This window comes from Allobosea sp. LjRoot90 (assembly GCF_964254315.1).
Taxonomy (GTDB): domain Bacteria; phylum Pseudomonadota; class Alphaproteobacteria; order Rhizobiales; family Beijerinckiaceae; genus Allobosea.
In genome coordinates this window covers 354,636-381,074 of the sequence record NZ_CAXUTF020000002.1, presented here as the reverse complement: position 1 = coordinate 381,074, position 26,439 = coordinate 354,636, and the positions used below count along the sequence as shown (strand labels likewise).

The following is a 26,439-nucleotide window of genomic DNA, read 5'->3' as shown; positions in this document are numbered from 1 at the left end:
GAGAAGGTGGCAGCGCGAAGCGCTGACGGATGAGGGGTCGCGCGAGCTTTCCGTCGTGCTCGGCCTTGTGCCGAGCATCCACGTCTTGAACACCGCACGCGACGAAGGAAGGCGTGGATGGTCGGGACAAGCCCGACCATGACGGGGAAGGGCGGCGCGCCCCCTCACCCCAGCCCTCTCCCGCAAGGGGAGAGGGGGCGCGTTGCGGTTCGTGCGCCTCACGCCGAAAGCTCCGCAAAGCTGTCGATGCCGGCGGCCTTGCCGAGGGCGCCCGAGAGCACGAGCTCCGTCGCAGCCGCGAGGTCGGGCGCGAGATAGCGGTCTTCGGTCAGCGGCGCGATCCTCTCGCGGATCAGGGCCAGCACCGGCTCGAGCCGCGGCGAGGTCTTCATCGGCCTGTGATGCTCGATCGCCTCGGCGGCGGCCATGAGTTCCACGGCGATGATGCTCGCGGCGTTCTTCGCCATCTCGATCAGGCGGAAGGCGCCATGCGTCGCCATCGAGACATGGTCTTCCTGGTTGGCCGAGGTCGGGATGGTGTCGACGGATGCAGGATAGGCTCGCTGCTTGTTCTCGGAGGCCAGCGCTGCGGCTGTCACCTGCGCGATCATGAAGCCGGAGTTGAGGCCGGCATCGCGGGCGAGGAAGGGCGGCAGGCCGCTCATGACGGGATCGACCAACAGCGCGATGCGGCGCTCGGCGAGGTTGCCGATCTCGCAGACGCCCATCGCCAGCATGTCGGCGGCGAAGGCGACCGGCTCGGCATGGAAATTGCCGCCCGAGACGATCTCGCCCGGCCCCAGCACCAGCGGATTGTCGGTGACGGCATTGGCCTCGATCGCGAGCGTCGCCGCGACGTTGGCGAGCAGGTCGCGCACCGCGCCCATCACCTGCGGTTGGCAGCGCAGGGAATAGGGGTCCTGCACCTTGGAATCACCGAAGCGATGGCTCTCGCGGATCTCGCTGCCGGCGATCAGCTGCAGCAGCAATGCTGCGACCTTGATCTGGCCGGGCTGGCCGCGCAGCTGCTGGATGCGCGGATCGAACGGCGTGTCGGAGCCCTTCAGCGCATCGACCGAGAGCGCGCCGGCGATCAGCGCCGCGTCGAAGACGCGGGCGATGCTGGTAAGCCCGGTCAGCGCCAGCGAGGCCGAGACCTGCGTGCCGTTGATCAGCGCGAGGCCTTCCTTGGCGCCGAGCGCCAGCGGCGCCTGGCCGATCCGCTTCAGCGCCTCGGCCGCCGGCAGTACCTCGCCCTTCAGCCTGATCTCGCCGACACCCATCAGCGCCGCGGTCAGATGCGCGAGCGGGGCGAGGTCGCCGGAGGCGCCGACCGAGCCCTTGGCCGGCACCACCGGCAGGGCGCCGGCCTTGAGCGCGCCGATCAGCGCCTCGACCACGACGGGGCGCACGCCCGAGGCGCCGCGCGCCAGGCTCGCCGCCTTCATGGCGAGGATCAGGGAAACGACCTCGTCCGGCAAAGCAGGGCCGGTGCCGACCGCATGCGAGAGGATGAGATTGCGCTGCAGCTTGGCGAGATCGTTGTCGGCGATCCGGACGCTGGCGAGCTTGCCGAAGCCGGTGTTGACGCCATAGGTCACGGTGCCGGCGGCGACGATGTCGTCGACGATCGCCTGCGCGGCGGCGATGGCGCCGGTCTCGGTCAGGGTGACGGTGGCGCCGTCGAGGACATGGCGCCAATCAGCGAGGCGAGCCTCGCCGGGAGTGAGAGAGAGCGTGGTCATTGTCCGTTCCGGATGCGGGCGTGAAGCGGGTTGAAGCCGATGCGATAGGCGAGCTCGGCCGGGCGCTCGATCTCCCAGATCGCGAGATCGCAGGCCTTGCCGGCCTCAAGCGTGCCGATCTCGTCCTGGAGGCCGAGGGCACGGGCGGCGTTGCGGGTCATGCCCGCCAGCGCCTCCTCGGGCGTCAGCCGGAACAGGGTGCAGCCCATGTTCATGGTTAGCAGCGGCGAGGTCAGCGGCGAGGTGCCGGGATTGGCGTCGGTGGCGAGCGCGATCGGCACGCGATGCTGGCGCAGGAGCTCGATCGGCGGCTGCACCGTCTCGCGCAGGAAATAGAAGGCGCCCGGCAGCACCACCGCAACGGTGCCGGCCTTGGCCATCGCGATGACGCCGGCCTCGTCGAGATGTTCGAGATGATCGGCCGAAAGCGCCCCCATGCCGGCGGCGAGCGCCGCGCCGCCGAGATTGGAGAGCTGCTCGGCGTGGATCTTGATCGCAAGGCCCTTCGCCTTGGCCGCGGCGAAGACGCGGGCGGTCTCGTCGGCTGAGAAGGCGATGCCCTCGCAGAACACGTCGACGGCGTCGGCGAGCTTCTGCGCCACGATCGCGTCCAACATCGGTCCACAGACGAGGTCGATATAGTCGCCGGAACGACCCTTGAACTCGACCGGCACCGCATGGGCGCCGAGGAAGGTCGTCAGAACCCTGACCGGGCGCTCGAGCCCGAGCCGGCGGGCGACGGCGAGGACCTTGACCTCGCTCTCGGTGTCGAGCCCGTAGCCCGACTTGATCTCGACCGTGGTGACGCCCTCGGCGATCAGCGCGGCCAAGCGCTTGTCGGCGCTGGCGAAGAGCTGGTCTTCAGTGGCCGCGCGCGTCGCCTTGACGCTGGAGACGATGCCGCCACCGGCGCGGGCGATCTCCTCATAGCTTGCACCCTTGAGGCGCAATTCGAACTCATGGGCGCGGTCGCCGCCATAGACGAGATGGGTATGGCAATCGATCAGCCCGGGGGTGATCCAGCGCCCAGCGCAATCGATCACCTCGGCCTTGCCGAAGGCGGGCGCCTCCGACCGTGGGCCGGCAAAAGCGATGCGGCCTTCGCGGGCGATGACGATGCCGTCCTCGATCGCGCCATAGGGCATGCCGGCATCGGCCGCCATGGTCGCGAGCCGTGCGTTGGTCCACACTCGTTCGCTGGGGGAAGGGGTCGCCGCCACGTCGCCTCCTCTCGACTTAATCTGCCTTGCGGCTATGCTAGACAATTGCATATGCAAATAGCAAGCTTCATTTGCATATGCAATTAAACGAGGACGCCAGCGTGACCGGATTGACGACACTGCATCTCGCCCAGGCGCTGCTCCCCGAGGGCTTCGCCGAGAACGTCACGCTGACGCTCGATCATGGAACCATCATGTCGGTCGCGGCGGGGCAGGCTGCATCTGCGGGGGGCACGAAGCTGGCAGGCCTAGCGCTGCCCGGCCTGCCGAATCTGCACAGCCACACCTTCCAGCGCGGCATGGCGGGCCTGGCCGAGCGACGCGGCGCCTCCGAGGATTCGTTCTGGACCTGGCGTGAGGTGATGTACCGCTTCCTCGATCGGCTGAACCCGGACGATGTCCAGGCGATCGCGGCGCAGGCCATGGTCGAGATGCTGGAAGGCGGCTTCACCGCGCTCGCCGAATTCCATTATCTGCATCACGACAAGGACGGCCGCGCCTATGGCGACATTGCCGCGATGGGCGCGGCGATCGCGGCGGCGTCCGAAGAGACGGGCATCGGCCTGACTCTGCTGCCGGTGCTCTATCGTTACGGCAATTTCGGCAGCGCGCCGGCCGCGCCCGGCCAGCGCCGCTTCCTCAACGATCGCGACGCCTATGCGCGCCTGATCGAGGGCAGCGAGAAGGCGGTCGCAAGCCTGCCGGATGCCCGCGTCGGCCTCGCCCCGCATTCGTTGCGGGCGGTCGCGCTCGAAGACCTGACCTGGATTGCGCAGCTGCGCCAGGGCGTGCCGCTGCACATCCATGTTGCCGAGCAGACCCGCGAGGTCGAGGACAGCCTCGCCATCACCGGCCGGCGCCCGGTCGAGCTGCTCATGCAGAACGTTGCGATCGACGAGCGCTGGTGCCTGATCCATGCGACGCATCTCAGCGATGCCGAGCGTGATGCGATGGCGCTGTCCGGCGCCGTCGCGGGCCTGTGCCCGATCACCGAGGCCAATCTCGGCGACGGCATCTTCGACGGCGTGCGTTACCGCGAGAAGGGCGGGCGCATCGGCGTCGGCAGCGATTCCAATGTCGAGATCGGCGCGGGTGGCGAATTGCGCCTGCTCGAATATTCGCAGCGCTTGCGGGATCGGCGGCGTGCGCTCTGGGCTGAAGCTGGCGTATCGGCCGGCCTCAGGCTCTGGCAGGACGCTTGCGCCGGCGGGGCCCAGGCCTGCGGGCGCAGTGTCGGCGCGATCGCCGTCGGCCATCGCGCCGACCTCGTCACGCTCGATGCCGAGCATCCCGCCATCGTCGGCAAGGCCGGCGACTTCGCCCTCGACAGCGCGATCTTCGCCGCACCCGCCTTGCCGGTCGCGGAGGTCATCGTCGGTGGAAAGCCTGTGGTCAGCGCCGGCCGGCACATTGACCGCGCCCGGATCGCTGCCCGCTATGGCCAGGTGATCCGCAATCTCCTCGCCTGAGAGTCAGGGAGCCATGTCAGCCACTCAGATCGATGCCGTGGCGCTGGATGGAGCCGGTCCGCTCTATGACCAGATCCGTCGCGCCGTCCGCGATCTGATCCTGGCCGGGACCTGGCCGCCGGGGACGGCGGTGCCGCCAGAACACGCGCTGATGGAGCGGCTGGGCGCTTCGCGCATGACCGTGCACCGCGCGCTGGCGCAGCTTGCCCGCGAGGGCCTGATCACGCGCCGGCGCCGTTCGGGTACGATCGTCGCGAGCCCGCCGGCAAGCCACGCCATGCTCGACATTCTCTCGATCCCGCAGGAGGTTCGCGAGCTCGGGCAGGCCTACAGCTATCTCATCCTGCAACGGCGTGACGGCAAGGCGCAGCGCGAAGTTGCCGCGCGTTTCGAACTTGGCCGCTCCGTCGAGATCACGCACCTGACTTTGCTACACTTCGCCGATGGCAGGTCGCATGTGCTGGAGGACCGGGTGATCCATCTTGCCACGCTGCCGCAGGTCTTGGAGGAGAGTTTCACCGAGACGCCGCCGGGCGATTGGCTCCTCCAGAACTCTCTGTGGTCGCAGGCGGAGCATGCAATCAGCGCTATCGCGGCGGAACCGGAGGAAGCGGAGCTGCTGAAGATCGATGCAGGCGATCCTTGCCTGCTGGTCGAGCGCCGGACCTGGAACCAGGCCGAGCCGATCACGGCTGTGAGATTGCTCTATCCCGGCGGTCGCCACCGCTTCGTTGGCCGCTTCGGACCTTACGGAGCGGTTTGAGGCGAATGGCGGGTGGTTCCCGCCATTCGCGATATGCTGCCTATCAGCAAGCGTACCGGACGCGCCGGCCCCACTCGTCGCGGCCGTAGCAGATCTGATCCGGCGAGGTCGCATTGCCGATGATGGCGCCGCCGGCGCCGCCGATCGCGGCTCCCGCCAGGGCACCACCAGCACGCCCGGTCGCGGCGCCGCCGATGAGGGCACCCGCTCCGGCGCCGATCAGCGCACCGGTTGCTGTTCTCTCTTCGCGGGGCGTGCAGGCACCGAGCGCGGCCACCGCGGCGGTCACGAGAAGAAGCTTCTTCATCATCGGACGTTTCCTTTGCTTGTGTCTGCTGCGAAGGCGCACAGCGCGCATCGCGGCGAGGCATCGCCTGTTCGCCGCCTGGTTTCGCGCCGACGCAAATCCGCGCAGCCGATCGTTCGCTGCCCTGTCAAACAGCAGGCGCCGAATTTTGTTCCGCGGCTCGCTCAGTCGCTCCTTCGCCCGGCCGGCTCCAGGGGTTTCTGGGGCACGCAATTTTGTCTGCTGGGGCGGGAACCTAGGCGCTGACGCCGGGTTGATGTGACGAGCCGGCCCGAACGTCGGCCCGGTAAGCTATTCATGGAGGGATCGATGAGCGCTACGATGACCGCAGCCTCTCACGCCGCCAACCCGCTGATCGCCGGCGCTCGCGTTGCCGGTACCGAAGTCTACAACTCCGCCAGCGAGCATCTCGGTTCGATCTACGACGTCATGCTCGACAAGGCGACCGGCAAGGTCGCCTACGCGATCATGTCCTTCGGTGGGTTCCTTGGTCTCGGCGAGAAGTACCACCCGATCCCGTGGAGCATGCTCGACTACGACGTCGAGAAGGGTGGTTATGTCGTCCCGCTGACCCGCGAGAAGCTCGAAGCCGCCCCGATGTACGGCGCCGATGGCGAGCCTGACTGGCACGACAAGGAGTACGGCAAGCGGGTGCACGATTACTACGGCACCATGCCGTATTGGATGATGTGAGAGCGCGCCGCAGGGCCGGCGTTCCACACAAAGGCGCAACTCGCGGCGGTCGCTATCCCCCCAGCCGGATCGTCGTGATTGCGTGGTGCGGGCCGAAAGGCCCGCACCTTTTTTGGGGCTTCATCACGGAATCGGCGGGGAACCTCGGCTGCAGCTGCGCGTAATTGAGCCGGCTGGGCACCGCTCCCACCGTGGTGGGTAACTCCCTTCGTGCATCATCGAGGTCATCATGCACATTCGTTACGGCTACCGGATCGAGGTCGTCTGCGAGCAGCCGACCACCCTGCTCACATTGCTCGATATTCACCCCTCGCGCCGGCACGATCTGATCCGTCCGGACGAGATGCGCGTGGCGCCCGTCTTGGGCCGGCCTGCGCCGATCGAGATCAGCCAGCATCTCGACCCGTTCGGCAACATCTGTCGCCGTTTCACCGCGCCGGCAGGCGGTGTCGTGCTCGCATGCGAAGGCCTCATCCATGATAGCGGCGAGCCCGATGCGGCCGATCTTACTGCCCGCGAGGCTGTGCCGGCGGAACTGCCGGAGGCGGTCCTGCCCTATCTGCTCGGCAGCCGCTATTGCGAGACCGACCGGCTGGCTGACACCGCCTGGAGCCTGTTCGGCCAGGTCGAGCCGGGCTGGGCCCGCGTTCAGGCCGTGACCCAGTTCGTCCATAACCATGTCAGCTTCGGCTACGCCTTCGCGCGCAACACCCGGACTGCGGCCGAGGCCTTCGATGAGCGTATCGGGGTCTGCCGGGACTTCGCCCACCTCGCCATCGCACTTTGCCGCTGCCTCAATATCCCGGCGCGGTATTGCAACGGCTATCTCGGCGATATCGGCGTCGTGCCCAACCCGGCGCCGATGGACTTCAACGCCTGGTTCGAGGTCTGGCTCGGCGGGCGTTGGCATACCTTCGACGCCCGGCACAACCAGCGCCGCATTGGCCGCATCGTCCTCGCGCGCGGTCGCGACGCGACCGACGTACCGATGATCACCTCCTTTGGCCCGCACTGGCTGCGGCGCTTCGAGGTGATCACCGAAGAGGTCGAGGAGGAGCCGCTGCGGCTTGCGCCGACGGCGACCCGCCTTGTTCCCGCCAAGAGAGACGCCCATATCGCCGCCTGACATGGCGAAACTGTCGGAACCGTCGCCCGAGCTCGAAACGCCGGCGCCAACGCGCTGCTTCCGCGTCATCGCCAACGCGCGTGCGGGTACGGTGCTGGAAGCGGGGGCGGCGCACTTCTCGCGGCGCATCACGGCAGGGTTCGAAGCTGCCGGTTGCCGCGCCGAGGTCGAGCTGGTGCAACCGCGCCAATTGCAGGCACGCTTGCGGGCTGCGGTTGCCGACAGGGCGGTGACCCCCGTCATCGCCGGCGGCGACGGCAGCATCAACGGCGCCCTTCCGATCCTGGTCGGCTGCAAGCGGCCCGTGGGCGTGCTGCCGCTTGGCACCGTCAACGTGCTCGGCCGCGATCTCGGCCTCATCGGCACAGTGGAGCAGCAGATTGCCGCGCTCTGCCAGGGCGAGCCGATCTCGATGGATCTCGGCAGCGTCGACGGCCACTTGTTCCATTCGGTCTCAGGCATGGGTTTCTTCAGCCTGATGGCCCGCCAGCGTGAATATGCGCGGCGCCGGTTCCCATTCAGCCGCCTCATCGCCTTCCTCTTCGCCGCGACGCGCTCGATCCTGTTCACCCGGCCGATCCGTATCGAGATGGAGATCGCCGGCGAGCGTCGTCTGGTCGAAGCCGATGCGGTTCTGGTCACCGTCAACCAGTTCGACGGCGCCGAATGGCGTCGCAGCTGTCTCGACGGTGGCGAATTCGAGATCCATATCCTCGATACCGGTGGCCCGCTGTCGCGCGCCAAGGCGGCGTTCTCGATGCTGACCGGTGGCTGGCGCAACTCCCGGCACCTGGTCTCGCTGACGGGCACTGCCGTCACCCTGACCCGTCGCGACAAGCGCCGCGGCCATGTCACCTTCGACGGCGAGGTCGAGCGCCGCGCCAGCCCGTTCACCTATCGCCTGCTGCCGGGTGCGCTGCGGGTGATCGCTGCCCGGCCGGCCGAGCTTCCGTCCTATCCAGCCGAGTACCAGTTCCCTTCATGAGGCGTTCGATGTTCCTCCTCCAGCCGCGCTTCCTCCTGCCTGTCGCGGCTACCTTCGGTTTCGTCGGGCTGGCGATCTTTGTCGTCTCGGGTCGTGATTTCGCCTTCGACACCACGTTGGTGATGCTGTTCCGCGATGCCGCCGACCCCTCGCTACCGATCGGCCCGGCCTGGGTGCGCGAGATGATGCGCGACCTGACCGCACTCGGCAGCTTCGTCGGATTGGGCATCGCGACGGTGATCGCAGCGCTGACGCTGCGGCTCTGCGGTTACCGGGCGCTGGCGATCGGCCTGGTGGTCAATGTCCTGGCGGCGACAGCGGCGAGTACGCTGCTGAAGCTGGCCTTCGGCCGCGAGCGGCCGGATATCGTCGAGCATGCGGCGCTGACCTTCACCGCGAGCTTCCCGAGCGGCCATGCCTTCCTCTCGGCGGTGGTGCTGCTCGGCATCGCCGGCTTCGTCGGCATCGCCTCGCGCCGCGCTGACATTGCCCGGCTCTGCCTCTGGATAGCCTGGGCCCTGATCATCGCGATCGGAGTGAGTCGGATCTATCTCGGCGTGCACTGGCCGAGCGACGTGCTCGGCGGCTGGTGCCTCGGAGTTGCCTGGTCAGGTCTCGCCATCTTCCTGATCGGACGTTACGCGGCCCGGACGGAAGCGGAGATGGTGCAGGCCACCACGGCACGCGGCGAGCCCGCAATATGAGGCGGGCTGGAACCAGGCGACTGCGCCGGCGTTGATGGGCGCGCCGTTCTGGCGCCTGCAACGGAGTTCTTGATGACGCTGTCCCGCAATACGCTTGTCCTCCTGGTCGGCTTGCTCGTCATCGGCCTCGCGGCCGTCAGCTATGCGCTCTACCAGGAGAAGAGGCAGCCCGAGGGCGTCGAGATCTCGGTCGGCAAGAACGGCCTGTCGATCAAGGAGAAATAGGCTGGCCGCTCAGCTGTTCGCCAGGATCATGTTGCGGACGATCGGGTAGATCTGGCTCTCCCATTTGCGGCCCGAGAACACGCCGTAATGGCCGACGCCGGCCTGCATGTGGTGGCGCTTGCGGAAGGGCTTGAGCCCGCGGCAGAGGTCGTGCGCCGCCGCGGTCTGGCCAAGCGAGCAGATATCGTCGCGCTCGCCCTCGACTGTGAGCAGCGCCGTCTTGCGGATCGCGCTGCAATCGACGCGCTCGCCGCGATAGGTCAGCGTGCCCGCCGCCAGCCGCGCCTCCTGGAAGATCCATTGCACGGTCTCGAGATAGAACTCGGCCGGCAGGTCGAGCACCGCGAAATACTCGTCGTAGAAAGCCTTGATCGTCTGCGCCTTCTCGGTCTCGCCGGTCGCGAGGTGGGTGAAGAGATCGATATGCGCGTTGACGTGCCGGCTCATGTTCATCGCCAGGAAGGCGCCGAGCTGGACGAAGCCGGGATAGACCCGGCGGCCGGCGCCGCCATAGCGTCGCGGCACGGTCGAGATCAGGTTGTTGCGGAACCACTCGATCGGCTTATCGTTGGCGAGCCGGTTGACCGCGGTCGGATTGATGCGGGTGTCGACCGGCCCCGCCATCAGCGTCATGCTGCGGGGCTGGGCGCGATGGCCGGCCTGCGCCATCACTGCCGCCGCGGTGAGCACCTGCACACAGGGTTGGCAGACCGCGACGAGATGTGCCTGCGGACCGAGCACATCGAGGAAGTGGATCAGATAGTCGACATAGTCGTCATAGCCGAAGGGGCCGGCCTCGAGCGGCACGTCGCGGGCATTGTGCCAGTCGGTGATGTAGACGTCGTGATCCTGCAGCAGCGTCGCGACGGTGTTGCGCAGCAAGGTGGCGAAATGGCCCGACATCGGCGCAACCACCAGCACCTTCGACTGGGCGAGATCGCTGTCCTTGCGGAAATGCAGCAAGGTGCCGAAGGGCAGGGTCAGCGCCGCCTCTTCGATGACCGGCACGTCGCGATTGCCGACGCGGACGCTGGCGATGCCATAGGGTGGGCGCTCATGCGTGAGCCCGGCTCGCGTCACCATCTCGTAGCCGGCGGCCGCGGCACGCAGGCTCAGCGGCTCGCCGAGCAAGGCGCGGCTGCCGAGCGTCACGATCGCCGCCTGGGCAAGCGCGCGAGCCGGATCGAACAGGTCGGACTGGGCCTGATAGGCGAAATAGAGCATCCGTCTGGCGATCCCGATCGTGCCGCGCCTGCATGAGGCCGTTTGCCCGTGCAATCGCCGTGCCCGCGCCGCCACGCTCGTGCCGGCGTCGCTGGAACGTCTCTTGCTACGCTGGTTCTCCGCGCGCCGAGGATACCGAGCATGCCTGTCACCACGCTGACCATCAGCAGCAAGAACTACTCGTCCTGGTCGCTGCGCGGCTGGCTGCTCTGCCAGCTCGCGGGTCTCGAGGTCGAGGAGATCATGCTCTCGGTCGACGATCCCTCGGCGCGGGCCGAGCTGCTGCTGCTCTCGCCCTCCTTCCTGGTGCCCTGCCTGCGCCATGACGGCACGAAAATCTGGGACACGCTCGCCATCGCCGGCTATCTCGACGAGCTGAAGCCCGAGGCCGGGCTGCTGCCGGCCGAGGTCGGCGCGCGCGCCCATTGCCGCGCCATCTCCGGCGAAATGCATTCGGGCTTCGCCAATCTGCGCTCGGCCCTGCCGATGAACCTCAAGGCGCATTATCCCGGCTTCAAGCTCTGGGCCGGCGCCCAGGCCGATATCGACCGCGTCACCGAGATCTGGCGCGACTGCATCTCCAGCTATGGCGGGCCCCATCTCTTCGGCGAGCGGCTCACCATGGCGGACGCGATGTATGCGCCGGTCTGCCTGCGCTTCCTGACCTACGACGTCGGGCTCGACCCGCTCAGCCAGGCTTATTGCCAGACGATCCTGGGTTGGCCGGCTCTGCAGCGCTGGATCGCGGCGGCGAAGACCGAGCCCGACGAGCTCGAGGAGCTCGACGCCGAGTTCTGAGGACGTCGGAGATCAGGCTGCGAGGCGCGCTGCGAAGACGCGGTCGCGGCCGGCCTGCTTCGCCCGGTAGAGCGCGGCATCGGCCTCCTGCAGCAAGTGCTGCAGGGATTCCCCCGCCGCGCCCGAGACCAGGCCGATGCTGATGGTCAGTGCGAGCGGCGCGCGCTTATCGACCGGAATGCGCAGCCGGGCGCAGCCGTCACGCACTCGCTCGGCCAGAGCGAGGGCGGCGGGCTGGGACAGATCCGGCAGCAGGATCGCGAACTCCTCGCCTCCCAGCCGCCCGAACAGGTCGCTCGGCCGCAGCAGTGTCGCGATGTGCCCGGCGAGCGCGACGAGGGCCTCGTCCCCTGCCGCATGGCCGTGATCGTCATTGATCCGCTTGAAGCGGTCGACATCCAGCATCAGCAGCGCCACCGGCCGGGGCACGGCCGGCGTCCCTGTCAGGATCGCCTCGCTGCGCAGGAGGAAGGCGCGGCGCGAGAGCACCCCGGTGAGCGCGTCCTGGTTGGCGGCAAGATCGAGCTCGCGCAGCAGGCGAGAGCGGGCGGCATTGATCGCCGCCACCATGATTGGCCCAAGCGAGAACAGGGCGACGCCGAAGCGGTGGGAGGTGAGCGCGACGGCATATTCGGGGGTGCCGGGCGTCAATGCTGACAGCAGCACGGTACTTTGCCAGAGGCCGAGCCCGAAGGTCAGCAACGCGGTTGGGAAGATGCCGTAGCTCAGGGCGCACCAGAGGATCGCCGGAACCGGGATTGCGATTGCGCTCGAGCCGCCGATCGCGGTGGCGACGAGGATCGAAGCGAGCAGGATGATGCCCGGAAGGATCGCCTTCGGCCGCCATCTGCTCGGTGATGCGTGCGCACTCAGCTGTCTTGCCAGTTCGGCCAGTGGCGGCGCCGTCAGAACCATCGGCAGGACGACGAGATTGCCGGAGAACTCGCTGATCAGGAAGAACTCGAAGGCCTGCATCGGCGGCTGGCCGAAATAGACGACGAGGCAGCCGCTGCCGACGGCCGAGGCCGAAGCTGCGGCAGCGAAGGCGACTAGAAGCAGGAACAGCAGCGATTGCGGCCGCTCGAGCCGGCGATCCGTACCGGCGACGCGCTGGAACAGCAGATATCCGACGCTGGCGGTGGTCAGGTTGCCCGCCGTCAGCCAGAGCGTGATGCCGAGGCCGCCGCCCATGGCGAAGTCGGCGGCGAGGTAGCCAACCGCCGCGCTCGCCCAGCCGAGTGGTCCAGCCCAGCCGGGATTGCGCACCATCACGCCCATCAACAGGGCATTGGCGGGCCAGAAGGTGGAGAGGAAACCGAGCGGCCGGGTGAGATGGCCGAACAGGGCGGCAGCGATGACGATGCCCGCGATCAGCATCGCCGCACGCCAGGGAAGCAGGCGGGACGACGCTGCTTGCTCCTGGTTGTGAGCGGGCCGGGAGGGAAAGGCGCGAGCAAGCTTCATTGCCGTCGGAGCAAAGCAGACAAAGGTGAAAGCAAGCTGAAATGGCGGCGATAAACTGCGGCCAACGACCAGCTTTCGGCCCTGCTGCATGCGCTCACGGCGGGGCCCGCATCGCCATTCATCGGGCCATCCTGCATGGCCTTGCCGACATAAAACGGTTAAGACCGGCTCCTCAATTCGGTTTGGCAAGTTTGGTTAGGCAAGAGGCTTTGCGATGAATGCTCCCTTCAAGAACCTGATCGCCGGCGAGTGGGCCGCGTCGCAGAACGCCTCGCGCAACATCAACCCGTCCAACACCAACGACGTCGTCGGCGAGTACGCACAGGGCTCGGTCGAGGACCTGAATAATGCGGTCGCCGCCGCCAAGGCTGCCTTCCCGGCCTGGAGCCGCACGACGCCGCAGGAGCGCTACGAGGTCCTGAAGAAGGCCTCCGACGAGATTCTCGCCCGCAAGGACGAGCTTGGCCGCCTGCTCTCGCGTGAGGAGGGCAAGACGCTGGCAGAGGGCATCGGCGAGGCCGGCCGCGCCGGCCAGATCTTCGCCTTCTTCGCCGGCGAATGCCTGCGCCTGGGCGGCGAGAGCATTCCCTCCGTGCGTCCAGGCGTCGGCGTCGAGGTCACCCGCGAGCCGGTCGGCATCATCGGCATGATCACGCCCTGGAACTTCCCGATCGCGATCCCGGCCTGGAAGATCGCTCCGGCCCTGGCCTACGGCAATTGCGTCGTGATCAAGCCGGCCGACCTCGTGCCGGGCTCGGCCTGGGCACTGGTCGACATCATCCAGCGTGCCGGCCTGCCCAAGGGCGTGCTCAACCTGGTGATGGGCCGCGGCTCGGTCGTCGGCCAGGCGCTGCTCGAGCACAAGGACGTGCACGCGATCTCCTTCACCGGCTCGGTCTCGACCGGCCGCAAGGTCGCGACGGCCTGCATCGCCGGCAATCCGATGAAGAAGGTCCAGCTCGAGATGGGCGGCAAGAACCCGCTCGTCGTGCTCGATGACGCCGACCTCAAGACCGCGGTCGAGGCTGCAGTGCAGGGCGCCTTCTTCTCGACCGGCCAGCGCTGCACGGCCTCCTCGCGCCTGATCGTCCAGGCCGGCATCCATGACCGCTTCGTCGAGGCGGCGATCGAGCGGCTGAAGGGCGTCACCGTCGACGACGCGCTGAAGGCCGGCACCACCATCGGCCCGGTCGTCGACCAGAGCCAGCTCGACCAGAACCTGAAATACATCCAGATCGCCCGTGACGAGGGCGGCAAGCTCGCCTGGGGCGGCGAACTGCTCAACCGTGAGACGCCCGGCTTCTATCTGCAGCCGGCGCTGTTCACCGAGACGACCAACGCCATGCGCATCTCGCGCGAGGAGGTCTTCGGCCCGGTCGCCAATGTCGTCCGCGTCAAGGATTACGAGGAGGCGCTCGCCGTCGCCAACGACACCGAGTTCGGCCTGTCCTCGGGCATCTGCACGACCTCGCTGAAGCATGCGACGCACTTCAAGCGCAATGCCGAGGCCGGCATGGTGATGGTCAACCTCGCCACGGCGGGCGTCGACTACCACGTGCCGTTCGGCGGCCGGAAGGGTTCGAGCTACGGCCCGCGCGAGCAGGGCGCCTATGCCCGCGAGTTCTACACCACGGTGAAGACCTCCTACACGCTCGCCTGAGCCGGATCGTCATCCAGGAAGGGAGGGCCGCGCCGCAAGCGCGGCCCTTTTGCATTGGAGCGTGGCTAAGAATTAGACTTGGTCTGACTGAAGGAAAGGATTGAATTCCAACGGTATCGGTCGCGCCTAGTTAAGGCAGTCGAGAGCGTTGATGGCTCAGGCGGTGGCCGATTACGTAAAGAAGCTTGCAATCTCTTCCGGGGCCACGCCAGTATGCAACCATGGCGAGCGGGAGGGGGCAATGGCGACTATCGATCTGACGCCCGATTTGTTGCGGCGGCTCGCGCGGCGTAACAATTTCCCTGTACCCGACTCCGGCATGGTCTTCGTCTGCATCCGCGGCGCGACGCCGGCCGATCTCGCCGACAATGGTTTCGCGCCCAGCAAAGCGATCCGCGAGATCAGTCTCGACTACGAGCACATGCGTTGCACCTTCGTGCAATGGAAGCTCGACGACGGCGTGCTTGCCCTCTTTGCTGGTTCGACCGTACCGAGCCGCAAATCGATCGACGCGGCCCTGGCTGGCAAGACCAAGGCCAACCAGGTCATCCCCGGCTGCTTCCGCTATGTCCGCGGTCGCCACAAGGGCAGTTCGCCCAGCGGGCATGACGCTTTCCGCCAGAACATCTTCCTGCCGGTGCAGCGAACCCGCGACGACGGCGACTTCGACCTGGCCGACGCGATCGATTTCGCTCGCAGCGCCAAGGCGGAGGAATTCGTCTGGGACAATATCCATGCCGCCTACAACGACGATGCGGCGAAGCCGGGTTATTCGAGTGAGGGCTGCCTCGTAGTCTGCGGCTTCCCATCGACGACCAGCGGCAAATTCGTCGAGCGAGGGCCGTGGAAGGCCTTCCGCCGTAATGCCTACGATCAAACGGGCGGCCAGCAGGAATTCACCTGCATGCTGTTCGAGGCGGATGAGGTCGCTCGGGTCGCCGGCGGCAAGGATGGCGACCTGATCCAGCTCGTTCGATATGGCTCGCGCGGGGTCCTCGTCGGCCAGGTCCAGGCGGCTCTGGTCAGGGCCGGTTTCGAGATCGGCACGCCTGACGACAAGTTCGGCCGGACGACGTTGATCGCGCTCTACGAATTCCAGAAGCGGCTGTTCGAGCAGCAGGGCGCCGATTGCGTTGTCGGCCCGGAGACGGCAAAGGCGCTCGGCATCGAGATGCCGACATTGGCGGGCGGACCCGCCCTCGGCATCACCATCCGGCCCCAACCGTTGATGGACGACGTCATCGTCATCAAGCCGGCGGGTCTCGACCTTGCCGATATCCCCGATCGTTTTACCATCGAGGTCGTCAGGGCGGCGCAGGCGTCACAGCGAAAGTGGGGCGTGCCTGCCTCGATCACCATGGCGCAATGGGCGCTGGAGAGTGCCTATGGCAAGCGCATGCCGGCAGGCTCGAACAATCCGTTCGGGATCAAGGCCCGGCCGGGCCAGAAGAGCGTCGCGGCGATGACCAAGGAGGAGATCGGCGGCAAGCTGGTCTCGAAACAGGAGCCATTTCGCGTATTCGACAGTCTTGATGAAGCCTTCATCAAGCACGCCGAGCTGCTCGGCACGAGTAAGCACTACGTCAAGGCGCGGATGTTCCGCGATGATCCCGACGCCTTTGCGGATGCGCTGACCGGCATCTATGCGACCGACTCGCAATACGGCCAGAAGCTCAAATCGATCATGCGCAAGAACGATCTGTACCGGTTCGATCTGGGCGAGACCGGTCCGGTGGTCATGGACGAGCCGATCATCGTCTTCCGGGAGAGCATCGCCAGCGAATTTCTCCAGATCGGGATGAGTGGCAAGCGCGTCACCGAATTGCAGCTGGAGCTGGTGCGCCTCGGCTACGGCGTCGGCGACGTCGACGGCAAATTCGGCACCCTGACCCGCGGTGCGCTGCTGGAATTCCAGGCTGACAACGAGGTGCCCGCGACCGGCGTCCTGGATCTGGCGACGCAGCGCGCTTTCGAAATGCCGATCGAGCGCCCGCTCGCACCGGCCCGCACCGAGGCGACGGAACAGGACCTGATCGATCGTGGCTCGCGCATCATCAAGGATGCCGGCATGGGCCGGATTGCGAGCTGGATCACGGCGGCTTTCGGCGCGCTCGGCATCGGCAACAGCGCGGTGGTCAATGCGGTTGGCACGGCCGGCCCCGGCGGCCAAGCCGGCAATGCGCTGTTGCCCTTCCTGGTCGACGTGCAACGTCTGAGCGAGGCCGGCCGGGCGACGACGGCTGAACTCGCAAGGCTGGCCGGAGAGGCCAAGACACTGCGGGAGGGCCTCGGCAGCGGGCTCTCGCCAGAAGCGGTACAAACGGTGCAGCAGATCCGCGGCTTGCTCCCGCAGGAGTTCGTAGCGCGGTTTCCGGAGTTGCGGCAGTTCCTGGACGCGGTCAACAGCGCGGCGGTGGCCAAGCCCGCCGCCTCGAACGTGTTCGAGTTGCTGGCCGGCAATCTGCCGGTCGGCGGCGCGCTGCATAGCGTGGTCCAGGTGCTCGGCACGGTCGGCACCAGCATGATCCCTGGTTTCGGCGGCTCGGCGGCGGTGCTGGGCCTCGGGCTGCTGGGCCGGCACCTCGCCAACCGTATCGCGGCGGCAAGGCTCGAGGACCATCGGACCGGGATGAATATCGCGCGCTGACGGGCGAGCTCAGCCGAACAGGGCCTGTTCCAGCGTGGCGATGCTCGGCAGCAGCAGATGGCTGAGCGGGCGCAAGGTCTCGGCGCTGCCGGCGCCGGTCAGAACGGCAATGCGCAGGCCAGCGCCGGCCGCTGCCGCCATGTGCATGTCGTGGCTGGAATCGCCGATGACGGCGACGGCTTCCGCGGGCAGTTCCGTCGCGCGGCAGAAGCCGTCGACCATGCCGCGCTCCGGCTTGGCGCCATGGCCGGAATCGTAGCCGCAGAGAAATGCGAGATGCGGTTCGAGGCCGAAGCGCACGGCGGTGGCGACAACCGCGGCCTCGCTGTCGCTGGAGGCGATGCCGAGGGCAAGCCCGCGCCCGGTGAGGCTGGCGAACAAGGCGGCGAGGTCGCAGACCGGCACCGCTGCGACGACCACTGAGCAGAACAGGGTATCGAGCCGTTCGGTCAACTCGGCCGCGCCAAAGGGCGACCCAGCCTCAGTCCAGGCCTGAGCGACGTCTTCGGTGTTGCCCGAGGCGAGCAGCCCGTCGGATATCGCGTAGCCGGTCGCGGGATCGACGCCTGCTACGGTCAGCAATCGCGCTGCCAGGTCGGGATCGCCCCGCGCGGCCAGCCGTCCGGCCTTCAGATTGGTCGGCGCCCAGCTCGCCTGGTAGTCGATCAGCGTGCCGTCCTTGTCGAACAGGATGCCGCGAATGGCGGGCAGAGCCATCAGGTCACCGGCAATCATATGACGGGGATGACGTCGACCTTGACGTCGAGCTTCTGGCTGCCCGGGCCGACGAGCACGCCGTCGAGCGGGGAGACATCGGCATAGTCGCGTCCTGTTGCGGTGACGATATGGTCGTCGGCGACGATCAGGTCGTTGGTCGGGTCGAGCCCGATCCAGCCGGTCCCCGGCCCGGTCCAGGCCATCACCCAGGCATGGGTCGCGTCTGCGCCTTCGAGGCGCGCCTGGCCGGGCGGCGGGATGGTGCGCAGATAGCCGCTGACATAGGCGGCCGGCAGGCCAAGGCCGCGCAGGCCCGCGATCATGATGTGGGCGAAGTCCTGGCAGACGCCGTGACGGGCAGCAAAAGCCTCGCGGATCGGGGTCGCGACCTCGGTTGCTTCGGGATCGTAGCGGAACTCCTTACGGATGCGGGCCATCAGCTCGCAGGCCGCCTCGAAGACCGGCCGCCTAGCCGGGAAGCTCGCGCGGGCATAGTCGGTGATCTCCGGCACGGTCGGCGCCAGCCGGCTGGGATAGAGGTACTGCGCCGGGGAATCCGCTGCGAGGCTCTGTGCCTTCAGCGCGAGTTCGACGACTTCCTCCCAATGCCGCGTCAGGGCCGGAAAGGGGGCGGCCGGCCGCGTCACCTCGACCCGCGAAGTCATCTCGATCCGCAGTTCGCGATGCGGTTTGGCGATGGTCAGCGTCGTCGTGCGGTTACCGAAGAAGCAGATGCCATCGTTCCGTTCGGCGCCGCGGGGTGTCACGGCGAGCTTGCTGGTCAGCACGCGCTGGCCGGCCCCATCGCGCGGCAGCACACGCAACATGCAGCGCGCGAACGGCACTGGCCGGCTATAGGCGTAAGCGGTGAGATGGCGGATGTCGTAGATCACGCGGACCCTCTTACGCGAGTCGCGTCATCCGCGAACCTTCCGGCCTGGAGTTCTGCAGGAAATAACGCTCGGCCACCGCGTTGGAGAGGCCCATCAGCAATTGCTCGAAGAGCAGAATGCCGGTCCGGTCGAGCCGGCTCGCCTCGGCCGTGCGGCATTCGGCAGCGAGCTTGAGCGCGAGACGGCGCGGTTCCTCCAGCATGCCGTCGTCATGGAGCGAGGGCAGGGCGGCGATTTCGGCATCGAGCCGCTCGATCTGGAAGGCGACGGAGCGCGGGTTATAGGGATCGAGCATGACGAGATCGAGAACCGGCTGCAACGAGGCGCCGAGCATGTAGCGCGAGCGGTAGGTGATCTGCGAGTCGGTCAGGTCGAGTAGCGCGTCGAGGCAGTTGCCCGGCGCGTCGTTCTCGATGAAATGGCGGGCGAAGCGACAGGTGGTGACACCGCGCTCGATCCGCCGGCCGATGTCGAGGAAGCGCCAGCCGGCGCCGCGCACCATGTTCTCCTGGGAGAGGCCCGAGAAGGCGGCGAGCGATTTCAGTCCGGTATCGGCGATCTCGAAGGCCTCGCCTTCGCTGGTCGGCTTGCCCGGCGGCGCGGCGAGCTGGCGCTGCAGGTCGCCGAACAGGCGCCAGGCATCGACCGAAAGCCGCTCGCGGATGACCGAGGCGGTGCGCCTGGCCTCGCGCACCGAGGCCGCGGCCGAGCCGTACTGCTCGATATCGTGCAGCGCAGAACGCGCCTGCGCCGCGACCGGCCGGCCCTTGGGTGTCGCCGGTGCCGCTCCCCAGGCGACGAGCAGGTTGGCGAGGCGCTTGATCGTCTCGCCATGGCCCGGGGCCTGGTCGTCGGCATTGATCAGCCGCCCGAGCAAAGCGCGCACCAGGCGCAGCGTCGCCTCGCTCCGCTCCAGATAGCGCCCGAGCCAGAACAGATTGTCGGCCGCCCGACTCGGCAGGATGCCGACGATGCGACGAATGGGGATCCGGTCCGGGCTCGGCAGCAGCGTCACCTGCTCGACGGGCTCATCGGAGGTGACCCAGACATCGCTGGAGCGCACACCGGAGCGCATCGTCACGGCGCGTGCATCGGATTCGTCCGAGACGCGGCAGAAGCCGCCCGGCATCACCTGCCAGCCATCGGGCGTTGCCGCGGCGAAGACGCGCAGCGTCATCGGCCGAGGCTCGAGCCGCCCGCCCTGCATCACCGGCATGGTCGAGAGCCGGACCACTTCCTGTCCGACATGGTCGAGCCCGCGCTCCGTGATGCGGGTACGCAGCGCCTCGCGCTCGGCGCTGCTGAGGTCCGCGACCAGTACGGTGCCCCCGTCGAGCCCGTCGCCGGGTGCACGGAAGGCCGGCGCGACATTCATCTCACCCAGCCGGTCGAGCACGATCTGGCGCTCGCGCGGCTGGCCGCACCACCAGGTCGCGATGTTCGGCAGGATCAGGTCCTCGCCGAGGACCTCGCGCGCCAGCCGCGGCATGAAGCCCATCAGCGCCCGGGCCTCGATCACGCCGGAGCCGAGGCCGTTGGCGACGATGACGTTCTCGCCACGCACTGCCTCGACCAGGCCGGGCACGCCGAGCGCGGAACGGGCGTTGAGCTCGAGTGGGTCGGCGAAATCGCCGTCGATGCGCCGCCAGATCACGTCGGCGCGCTTGAAGCCGGCGATGGTGCGGACGTGCACCAGCCCGTCGCGCATCACGAGGTCGCCGCCCTCGACCAGGAGGAAGCCGAGATAGCGGGCGAGATAGGCCTGTTCGAAATAGCTCTCGTTGAGCTGGCCTGGCGTCAGCAGGCAGATCCGCGGCTCGACCCGCTTCGCGCGGGCGACGAGGCCGGCGCGGAAACCCTGGAAGAAGGCGGCGAGCCGTTCGACATTCATCGTCCGGAACAGGTCCGGGAAGGCGCGTCCGATGGCGAGCCGGTTCTCAAGCGCATAGCCCGCGCCCGAGGGCGCCTGCGTGCGGTCGTTCAGCACCCACCAGCGCCCATCCGGGCCGCGACCGAGGTCGGCGGCATAGATCTGAAGCTGCCCGGCGCCGGCCACCCCTTGTACGGGCCGCAGATAATCGGGGCTGCCGGTGACGGCGGCGGCGGGCAGCGCCCCGCCGGCCACGAGCTTGCCGGGGCCATAGATGTCGCCGAGCACGGCATCGAGCAATTGCGCGCGCTGGGCGACGCCGGCGGCGATAACCTGCCATTCCTGCCCGGTGAGCACCAGCGGTGCGTGGTTCAGCGGCCAGGCCCGCTCGCTGGCGAGCGGATCGTTCTCGTCGAGATCGCCATGGACGCGATAGGAGACGCCGGTGTCGCGGACATGCCGGTCGGCGAGGCCGAAGCGGCGCTGCAGCTCATCGCTCGACAGCGCCGACCATTCGGCGAGGAACGGCTCCCATTGCGGCCGGATCGTGCCGTCCGCCGCCATCAGCTCGTCATAGGCGCCGGGCAGCGGCCGATAGCCCGAAAGCAGGGCATTGCGACGCTCGTTGCGCACCCGTGTCGAGCTTGATCGGCCCTGCAGAGCCATCCTTGACCTCAAACCCCGATCGGCCGGCGCAGGTCGAGGGTCATCGGGAACTCCGGATTGCGCTCTTCTGCGGGAATCGCCAGCGGCCCCGGACTATGGCCGATCGCCTCGAACCGAGCCAGCCTTCTGGCTTCCGCCTCGTAGGAATTCACAGGAGGTGTCTCGTAATTGCGACCGCCGGGATGGGCGACATGATAAACGCAACCACCGAGCGAGCGGCCCACCCAGCTGTCGACGATGTCGAAGGTCAGCGGCGCATGCACCGGAATCGTCGGGTGCAGGCCCGAGGCCGGCTGCCAGGCCTTGAAGCGCAGGCCGGCGATGCTGACCCCGGCGGCGATTTCGGTCATCGGCAGCGCTCGCCCGTTGCAGGTGATGACGTGCCGGCCCGGGGTGAGGCCGCTCGCCTTGAGCTGCAGGCGTTCGACCGAGGAATCGACATAGCGCACCGTGCCGCCGACCGCGCCCTCTTCGCCCATCACATGCCAGGGCTCGAGCGCCTGGCGGAGTTCGAGCTCGACGCCGCCTTGGTTGACCTTGCCGAAGAAGGGGAAGCGGAACTCATGCTGCGCCGCGAACCAGGCCGGGTCGACGCGGTAGCCGACCCGCTCCAGATCGGCGAGCACGTCACGGAAATCCTGCCAGACGAGCTCAGGCAGCATGAAGCGATCGTGCAGGCTCGTGCCCCAGCGGGTGAGCTTGCCGATCTGCGGCTCGCGCCAGAACCAGGCGATCAGCGCCCGGATCAGGAGTTGCTGCGCCAGCGACATGCGCGCATCTGGCGGCATCTCGAAGGAGCGGAACTCGATCAGCCCGAGCCGGCCGGTCGGGCCATCGGGCGAATAGAGCTTGTCGATGCAGATCTCGGTGCGATGGGTGTTGCCGGAGACGTCGACCAAGAGGTTCCGATAGAGCCGGTCGACCAGCCAGAGCGGGATCGTCGGGGCGTTCGGGCCGGGCGTCTGCGCCAGGGCAATCTCGAGCTCGTAGAGCTGGTCGTGCCGGGCCTCGTCGATGCGCGGCGCCTGGCTGGTCGGGCCGATGAACAGGCCGGAGAACAGGTAGGACAGCGAGGGGTGGCGCTGCCAATAGAGCACGATGCTCTTGAGCAGGTCCGGCCGGCGCAGGAACGGGCTGTCGGCCGGGGTCATGCCGCCGAGCACGACATGGTTGCCGCCGCCGGTGCCGGTATGGCGACCGTCGACCATGAACTTCTCGGCGCAGAGCCGCGACTGGCGCGCTTCCTCATAGACGCCGCGTGTGATCGAGACCGCCTGCGCCCAGCTCTTCGCCGGGTGGACGTTGACCTCGATCACACCGGGATCGGGCGTGACCTTGATGACGTTGAGGCGCGGGTCATGCGGCGGGGAATAGCCCTCGATATGGACCGGCTGGCCCTTCTCTTCGGCTGCTGCCTCGATGCTGGCGATCAGGTCGAGATAGTCCTCCAGCCGCTCGACCGGCGGCAGGAAGACGCAAAGCACGCCGTCGCGTACCTCAATGCTGAGCGCCGTGCGCACCGACTCGGCGCCGAGCTCCTGCTCGACGATGTCCTGGCGCTGGGCCTGCGGCTCGCTGCTTCCGGCCGGACGTGTCGGCTGGACCAGGCCGGCGAAGGCGAGTGGCGGATCGGCTGCGAGCTGTGCTCCGGGGGCGCTCGCTTGTGCCGGCGGCAGCGGCCCGCGCGGTTCCAGCGGGTCCTGCGGGTGGATATGCGGATAGGCCTTCTCCGGGACATGCGGCAGCGATCCGAGCGGCAGCCGGAAGCCGACAGGGGAATCGCCCGGCACCAGGAAGAGCTTGCCGCGCCGGAGCTTCCATTTCTCCGAGCGCCAGCGCCGGTCGTCCGCCGCCGCCTGCCAGCGCTGCACCGGGATGACATAGCCGCTCGGCTTGCCGAGCCCGCGCTCGAAGACGCGGACCATGCGGGCGCGCTCTTCCGGATCCGACAGCTTCGGGTCGAGCGGGTCGACATTGGCGGGGAGCTGGCCTTCCTTCACCAGCCAGTGCCCGGTGTCCTCATAGGCGGGCAGCACATAGTCGGCGCCGAGGCCGAGCCGCTCGGACAGGTTTGCGGCAAGCGTCTCGACCGCCGCCGAGGTCGGCACGACCTCGTGTTCGCGGTCGCCGCCGGTCTTGGCGCCCGGCTCGCGCGCGATCAGCGCGGCATTGCGCCAGATCGGCTCGCCATCCTCGCGCCAGTAGAGCGCAAAGGCCCAGCGCGGCAGGCTCTCGCCCGGATACCATTTGCCCTGGCCGTAATGCAGCATGCCGCCCGGCGCGAAGCGCTCGCGTAGCCGCCGGATCAGCACGTCGGCGCGCTCGCGCTTGGTCGGGCCGACAGCGGCGGTGTTCCATTCCTCGCCGATCTGGTCGTCGATCGAGACGAAGGTCGGCTCGCCGCCCATGGTGAGCCGGACATCCTGCGCCTGGAGGTCGGCCTCGACCTTTTCGCCGAGCGCATCGAGCTCGAGCCAGGATTCATCCGAGAAGGGCAGGGTGATGCGCGGCACTTCGTGAACGCGCGCGACGCTCATCTCGAAACCGAACTGCGTCTCGGCATAGCTCGCGACACCGCTGACCGGCGCGGCCGAGCGGTAATGCGGCGTCGCCGCCAGCGGCAGATGGCCCTCGCCGGTGAGCAGGCCGGAGGTCGGGTCCATGCCGATCCAGCCGGCGCCGGGAAGATAGACCTCGGCCCAGGCATGCAGGTCGGTGAAGTCCTTGTCGGTGCCGCGCGGCCCTTCGAGCGGATCGACGTCCGCCTTCATCTGGATCAGGTAGCCGGAGACGAAGCGGGCGGCGAGGCCGAGATGGCGCAGGATCTGGACCAGCAGCCAGGATGTGTCGCGGCAGGAGCCGGACCTGATCGCCAGCGTCTGCTCCGGTTCCTGGACGCCGGCCTCCATGCGGATGCCATAGGCGATCATCCGCTGCAGGCGGGCATTGAGATCGACGACGAAGTTGACGGTGTTGGTCTTCGCGCGCGGAACCGTCGCCATGAACTCGCTCAGCAGCGGCCCGGCCGGCTCCGTGACGAGATAGGGCGCGAGCTCGTCGCGCAGCTCCTCGGGATAGGCGAAGGGAAACTCCTCGGCCTCGGCCGCGACGAAGAAGTCGAACGGGTTGATGATCGAGAGTTCGGTGACGAGGTCGACCTCGATGCGGAACTCGGTCACCGGTTCGGGGAAGACGTAGCGCGCCAGCCAGTTGCCGTTGGGGTCCTGCTGCCAGTTCACGAAATGCTGCGCCGGCGTGACCTTGAGCGAATAGCTCTTCACCGCCGAGCGGCAATGCGGCGCCGGTCTCAAGCGGATGATCTGCGGCCCGAGCGTGACCGGCCGGTCGTAGCGGTAATGGGTAACGTGATGCAGTGCAGCGATGATGGCCAAGAGCTGGGCCCCTGCTAGCTAAAGTGCGGACCGGGAGCGGCCACGATCCGTCACGATAGCTGCAGAAGACGCCGGAGCAAGCAGGTTCGTGCGCAGGAATGCGCCGGCAATTCAGGCTGTTGCGCAAGAAGCGTGCATGCTGCGCGCCATCGGCCGAACTCTGCTTTGGCCCTGCTGGACATCGGACACGATCTGGCCACAGAGTGCGCGCCAACGGGCGCCCGGGAGCGCTCGCAGACAGCACAATGGGGATTTTCCATGCGTCATGTTGCGAAATTGATGGCGGCTTCCGCTTTCGCTGCCCTGCTGGCGACGACCGCCCAGGCCCAGACGCCCAAAGACACCATCGTCATGGCCAAGCAGATCGACGACATCATCACGCTCGATCCGGCCGAGGCCTTCGAATTCTCCGGTGTCGAGGTCGGCGCCAATGTCTATGACAAGCTGATCGGCGTCGATCTCAAGAACAACAACGCCCTGATCGGCGAGCTCGCCCAGAGCTGGACCGTCAGCCCGGACAACCTGACCTACACCTTCAAGCTCCGTCCGGGCGTCAAGTTCCACTCCGGCAATCCGCTCACCGCGGCCGATGTGGTCTATTCCTTCCAGCGCGCGGTCACGCTGAACAAGTCGCCGGGCTTCATCCTCACCCAGTTCGGCTTGAACAAGGATACTGTGCTGGAGAAGGTCAAGGCGACCGACGATCTGACCGTCACCGTCACCGTCTCCAAGCCGTTCGCGCCGACCTTCTTCCTGAACTGCCTGACCTCGGGCGTCGCCTCGGTCGTCGACTCCAAGCTGGTCAAGGCGAATGAGAAGGACGGCGACTGGGGCAATGGCTGGCTCAAGCTCGCCTCGGCCGGCTCCGGCGCCTACAAGGTCCGCGTCTATCGCCCGAACGAGCAATATGCGCTCGATGCCAATGAGGGCTGGTACAAGGGCGCGCCCAAGACCAAGCGCGTCATCGTCCGCCATGTCGCCGAGCCGGCCTCGCAGCGCCTGCTGCTCGAGAAGGGCGATATCGACATCGCCCGCAATCTCTCCAAGGACCAACTGGCGGCGGTCAAGAGCAACGCCAATGTCGAGATCGTCCAGGGCGACAAGGGCTACATTCTCTATCTCGGCCTGAACCAGAAGAACCCGAACCTCGCCAAGCCCGAGGTCCGCGAGGCCCTGAAGTGGCTGGTCGACTACGACTCGATCGAGCGCAACATCGTCGAGGGCACCTATAAGGGCCATGAGAGCTTCCTGCCCAAGGGCTTCCTCGGCGCGATCACCGACAGGCCCTACAAGCTCGACGTCGCCAAGGCCAAGGAACTGCTCGCCAAGGCCGGCCTGCCGAACGGCTTCACCGTCACCATGGACACCCGTTCGGTCAATCCGATCACCGACATCGCCCAGGCGGTCCAGTCGACCTGGGCCCAGGCCGGGATCAAGCTCGAGATTCTTCCGGGCGACGGCAAGCAGACGCTGACCAAGTACCGCGCCCGCACCCACGACATCTATATCGGCCAGTGGGGCCCGGACTATCTCGACCCGCACACCAATGCCGAGACCTTCGCCATCAACGAGGACAATGGCGAGGAAGCCAAGTCGAAGACGCTGGCCTGGCGCAATGCCTGGGACATCCCGGATATGACCAAGCTCACCCAGGCCAATGTCCTGGAGAGCGACGCGACCAAGCGCGCCGGCGTCTATGGCGAGCTGCAGCGCGACCACCAGAAGGTCTCGCCCTTCGTCATCATGTTCCAGCAGGTCGAGGTTTCGGCCGACCGCAAGGGCATTGCCGGCTGGGTGATCGGACCGACCTCCGACACCAATTTCTACGCTCCGATCACGAAGAACTGAGGCGTTTCGCCAGCAGAGCCCGC

At 67.5% G+C, this 26,439-nt stretch carries 20 protein-coding genes; 11 read left to right on the top strand and 9 right to left on the bottom strand.

Annotated features, from left to right (window positions below; genetic code table 11):
• Window positions 1–218 precede the first annotated feature (218 nt).
• Window positions 219–1,745, bottom strand: coding sequence for a histidine ammonia-lyase (gene hutH, locus ACSQ3M_RS08580; RefSeq protein ID WP_436149647.1), 1,527 nt, complete (start codon window positions 1,743–1,745; stop codon window positions 219–221).
• The gene (hutI, locus tag ACSQ3M_RS08575) at window positions 1,742–2,908 is read right to left on the bottom strand and encodes an imidazolonepropionase (RefSeq protein WP_436149646.1); all 1,167 of its coding nucleotides are present in this window, start codon (window positions 2,906–2,908) and stop codon (window positions 1,742–1,744) included. Before hutI ends, hutH begins: the two co-directional genes overlap by 4 nt.
• Before the next feature lie 158 nt (window positions 2,909–3,066).
• Here hutI and ACSQ3M_RS08570 point away from each other — a divergent pair, with 158 nt between their 5' ends.
• On the top strand, window positions 3,067–4,434 hold the full coding sequence (locus tag ACSQ3M_RS08570; RefSeq protein ID WP_436149645.1) for a formimidoylglutamate deiminase: 1,368 nt from the start codon (window positions 3,067–3,069) through the stop codon (window positions 4,432–4,434).
• A 13-nt stretch (window positions 4,435–4,447) separates the two neighbouring features.
• Window positions 4,448–5,197, top strand: coding sequence for a histidine utilization repressor (gene hutC / locus ACSQ3M_RS08565; protein WP_436149644.1), 750 nt, complete (start codon window positions 4,448–4,450; stop codon window positions 5,195–5,197).
• Window positions 5,198–5,240: 43 nt separating this feature from the next.
• Here the strand turns inward: hutC and ACSQ3M_RS08560 are convergent, their stop codons facing one another.
• On the bottom strand, window positions 5,241–5,504 hold the full coding sequence (locus tag ACSQ3M_RS08560; RefSeq protein ID WP_436149643.1) for a glycine zipper domain-containing protein: 264 nt from the start codon (window positions 5,502–5,504) through the stop codon (window positions 5,241–5,243).
• A 309-nt stretch (window positions 5,505–5,813) separates the two neighbouring features.
• Here ACSQ3M_RS08560 and ACSQ3M_RS08555 point away from each other — a divergent pair, with 309 nt between their 5' ends.
• The 5 genes from ACSQ3M_RS08555 to ACSQ3M_RS08535 all read left to right on the top strand — a co-directional run bounded on the left by ACSQ3M_RS08555 (window position 5,814) and on the right by ACSQ3M_RS08535 (window position 9,237).
• Window positions 5,814–6,197 (top strand): PRC-barrel domain-containing protein, encoded by a 384-nt coding sequence (locus tag ACSQ3M_RS08555; protein WP_436149642.1) that lies wholly within the window; start codon window positions 5,814–5,816, stop codon window positions 6,195–6,197.
• 229 nt (window positions 6,198–6,426) lie between these two features.
• Window positions 6,427–7,323: a transglutaminase-like domain-containing protein gene (locus ACSQ3M_RS08550; protein ID WP_436149641.1), complete on the top strand. Its 897-nt coding sequence runs from the start codon at window positions 6,427–6,429 to the stop codon at window positions 7,321–7,323.
• Between the two features lies 1 nt (window position 7,324).
• Window positions 7,325–8,308, top strand: a complete 984-nt coding sequence (locus ACSQ3M_RS08545; protein ID WP_436149640.1) for a diacylglycerol/lipid kinase family protein — start codon at window positions 7,325–7,327, stop codon at window positions 8,306–8,308.
• An 8-nt stretch (window positions 8,309–8,316) separates the two neighbouring features.
• Window positions 8,317–9,012, top strand: coding sequence for a phosphatase PAP2 family protein (locus ACSQ3M_RS08540; RefSeq protein ID WP_436149639.1), 696 nt, complete (start codon window positions 8,317–8,319; stop codon window positions 9,010–9,012).
• Window positions 9,013–9,084: 72 nt separating this feature from the next.
• A complete protein-coding gene (locus tag ACSQ3M_RS08535; protein WP_436149638.1) occupies window positions 9,085–9,237 on the top strand; it encodes a hypothetical protein in 153 nt (50 codons plus the stop codon).
• Window positions 9,238–9,246: 9 nt separating this feature from the next.
• Here ACSQ3M_RS08535 and ACSQ3M_RS08530 read toward each other — a convergent pair whose 3' ends face one another.
• A complete protein-coding gene (locus tag ACSQ3M_RS08530) occupies window positions 9,247–10,461 on the bottom strand; it encodes a polyhydroxyalkanoate depolymerase (protein WP_436149637.1) in 1,215 nt (404 codons plus the stop codon).
• 141 nt (window positions 10,462–10,602) lie between these two features.
• Between ACSQ3M_RS08530 and ACSQ3M_RS08525 the strand changes: the two genes are divergently transcribed.
• Window positions 10,603–11,259, top strand: coding sequence for a glutathione S-transferase family protein (locus ACSQ3M_RS08525; RefSeq protein WP_436149636.1), 657 nt, complete (start codon window positions 10,603–10,605; stop codon window positions 11,257–11,259).
• 12 nt (window positions 11,260–11,271) lie between these two features.
• Here the strand turns inward: ACSQ3M_RS08525 and ACSQ3M_RS08520 are convergent, their stop codons facing one another.
• A complete protein-coding gene (locus tag ACSQ3M_RS08520) occupies window positions 11,272–12,636 on the bottom strand; it encodes a diguanylate cyclase domain-containing protein (protein WP_436149635.1) in 1,365 nt (454 codons plus the stop codon).
• A gap of 301 nt (window positions 12,637–12,937) precedes the next feature.
• Between ACSQ3M_RS08520 and ACSQ3M_RS08515 the strand changes: the two genes are divergently transcribed.
• Window positions 12,938–14,383: an aldehyde dehydrogenase family protein gene (locus tag ACSQ3M_RS08515; RefSeq protein WP_436149634.1), complete on the top strand. Its 1,446-nt coding sequence runs from the start codon at window positions 12,938–12,940 to the stop codon at window positions 14,381–14,383.
• A 241-nt stretch (window positions 14,384–14,624) separates the two neighbouring features.
• Window positions 14,625–17,030 (top strand): glucosaminidase domain-containing protein, encoded by a 2,406-nt coding sequence (locus tag ACSQ3M_RS08510; RefSeq protein ID WP_436149633.1) that lies wholly within the window; start codon window positions 14,625–14,627, stop codon window positions 17,028–17,030.
• Between the two features lie 9 nt (window positions 17,031–17,039).
• On the opposite strand, the gene ACSQ3M_RS08505 is transcribed toward ACSQ3M_RS08510, so the two are convergent.
• The 4 genes from ACSQ3M_RS08505 to ACSQ3M_RS08490 are packed head-to-tail and all read right to left on the bottom strand — an operon-like array spanning window position 17,040 to window position 24,568.
• Window positions 17,040–17,747, bottom strand: coding sequence for an HAD family hydrolase (locus ACSQ3M_RS08505; protein ID WP_436149632.1), 708 nt, complete (start codon window positions 17,745–17,747; stop codon window positions 17,040–17,042).
• Between the two features lie 14 nt (window positions 17,748–17,761).
• A complete protein-coding gene (locus ACSQ3M_RS08500; RefSeq protein ID WP_436149631.1) occupies window positions 17,762–18,640 on the bottom strand; it encodes a transglutaminase family protein in 879 nt (292 codons plus the stop codon).
• Between the two features lie 10 nt (window positions 18,641–18,650).
• Window positions 18,651–21,176, bottom strand: a complete 2,526-nt coding sequence (locus ACSQ3M_RS08495; protein ID WP_436149630.1) for a circularly permuted type 2 ATP-grasp protein — start codon at window positions 21,174–21,176, stop codon at window positions 18,651–18,653.
• A gap of 8 nt (window positions 21,177–21,184) precedes the next feature.
• Complete coding sequence (locus tag ACSQ3M_RS08490; protein WP_436149629.1) at window positions 21,185–24,568, bottom strand: DUF2126 domain-containing protein; 3,384 nt, start codon at window positions 24,566–24,568, stop codon at window positions 21,185–21,187.
• Between the two features lie 279 nt (window positions 24,569–24,847).
• Here ACSQ3M_RS08490 and ACSQ3M_RS08485 point away from each other — a divergent pair, with 279 nt between their 5' ends.
• Window positions 24,848–26,416, top strand: a complete 1,569-nt coding sequence (locus ACSQ3M_RS08485) for an ABC transporter substrate-binding protein (protein ID WP_436149628.1) — start codon at window positions 24,848–24,850, stop codon at window positions 26,414–26,416.
• The last annotated feature ends 23 nt before the right edge of the window (window positions 26,417–26,439 follow it).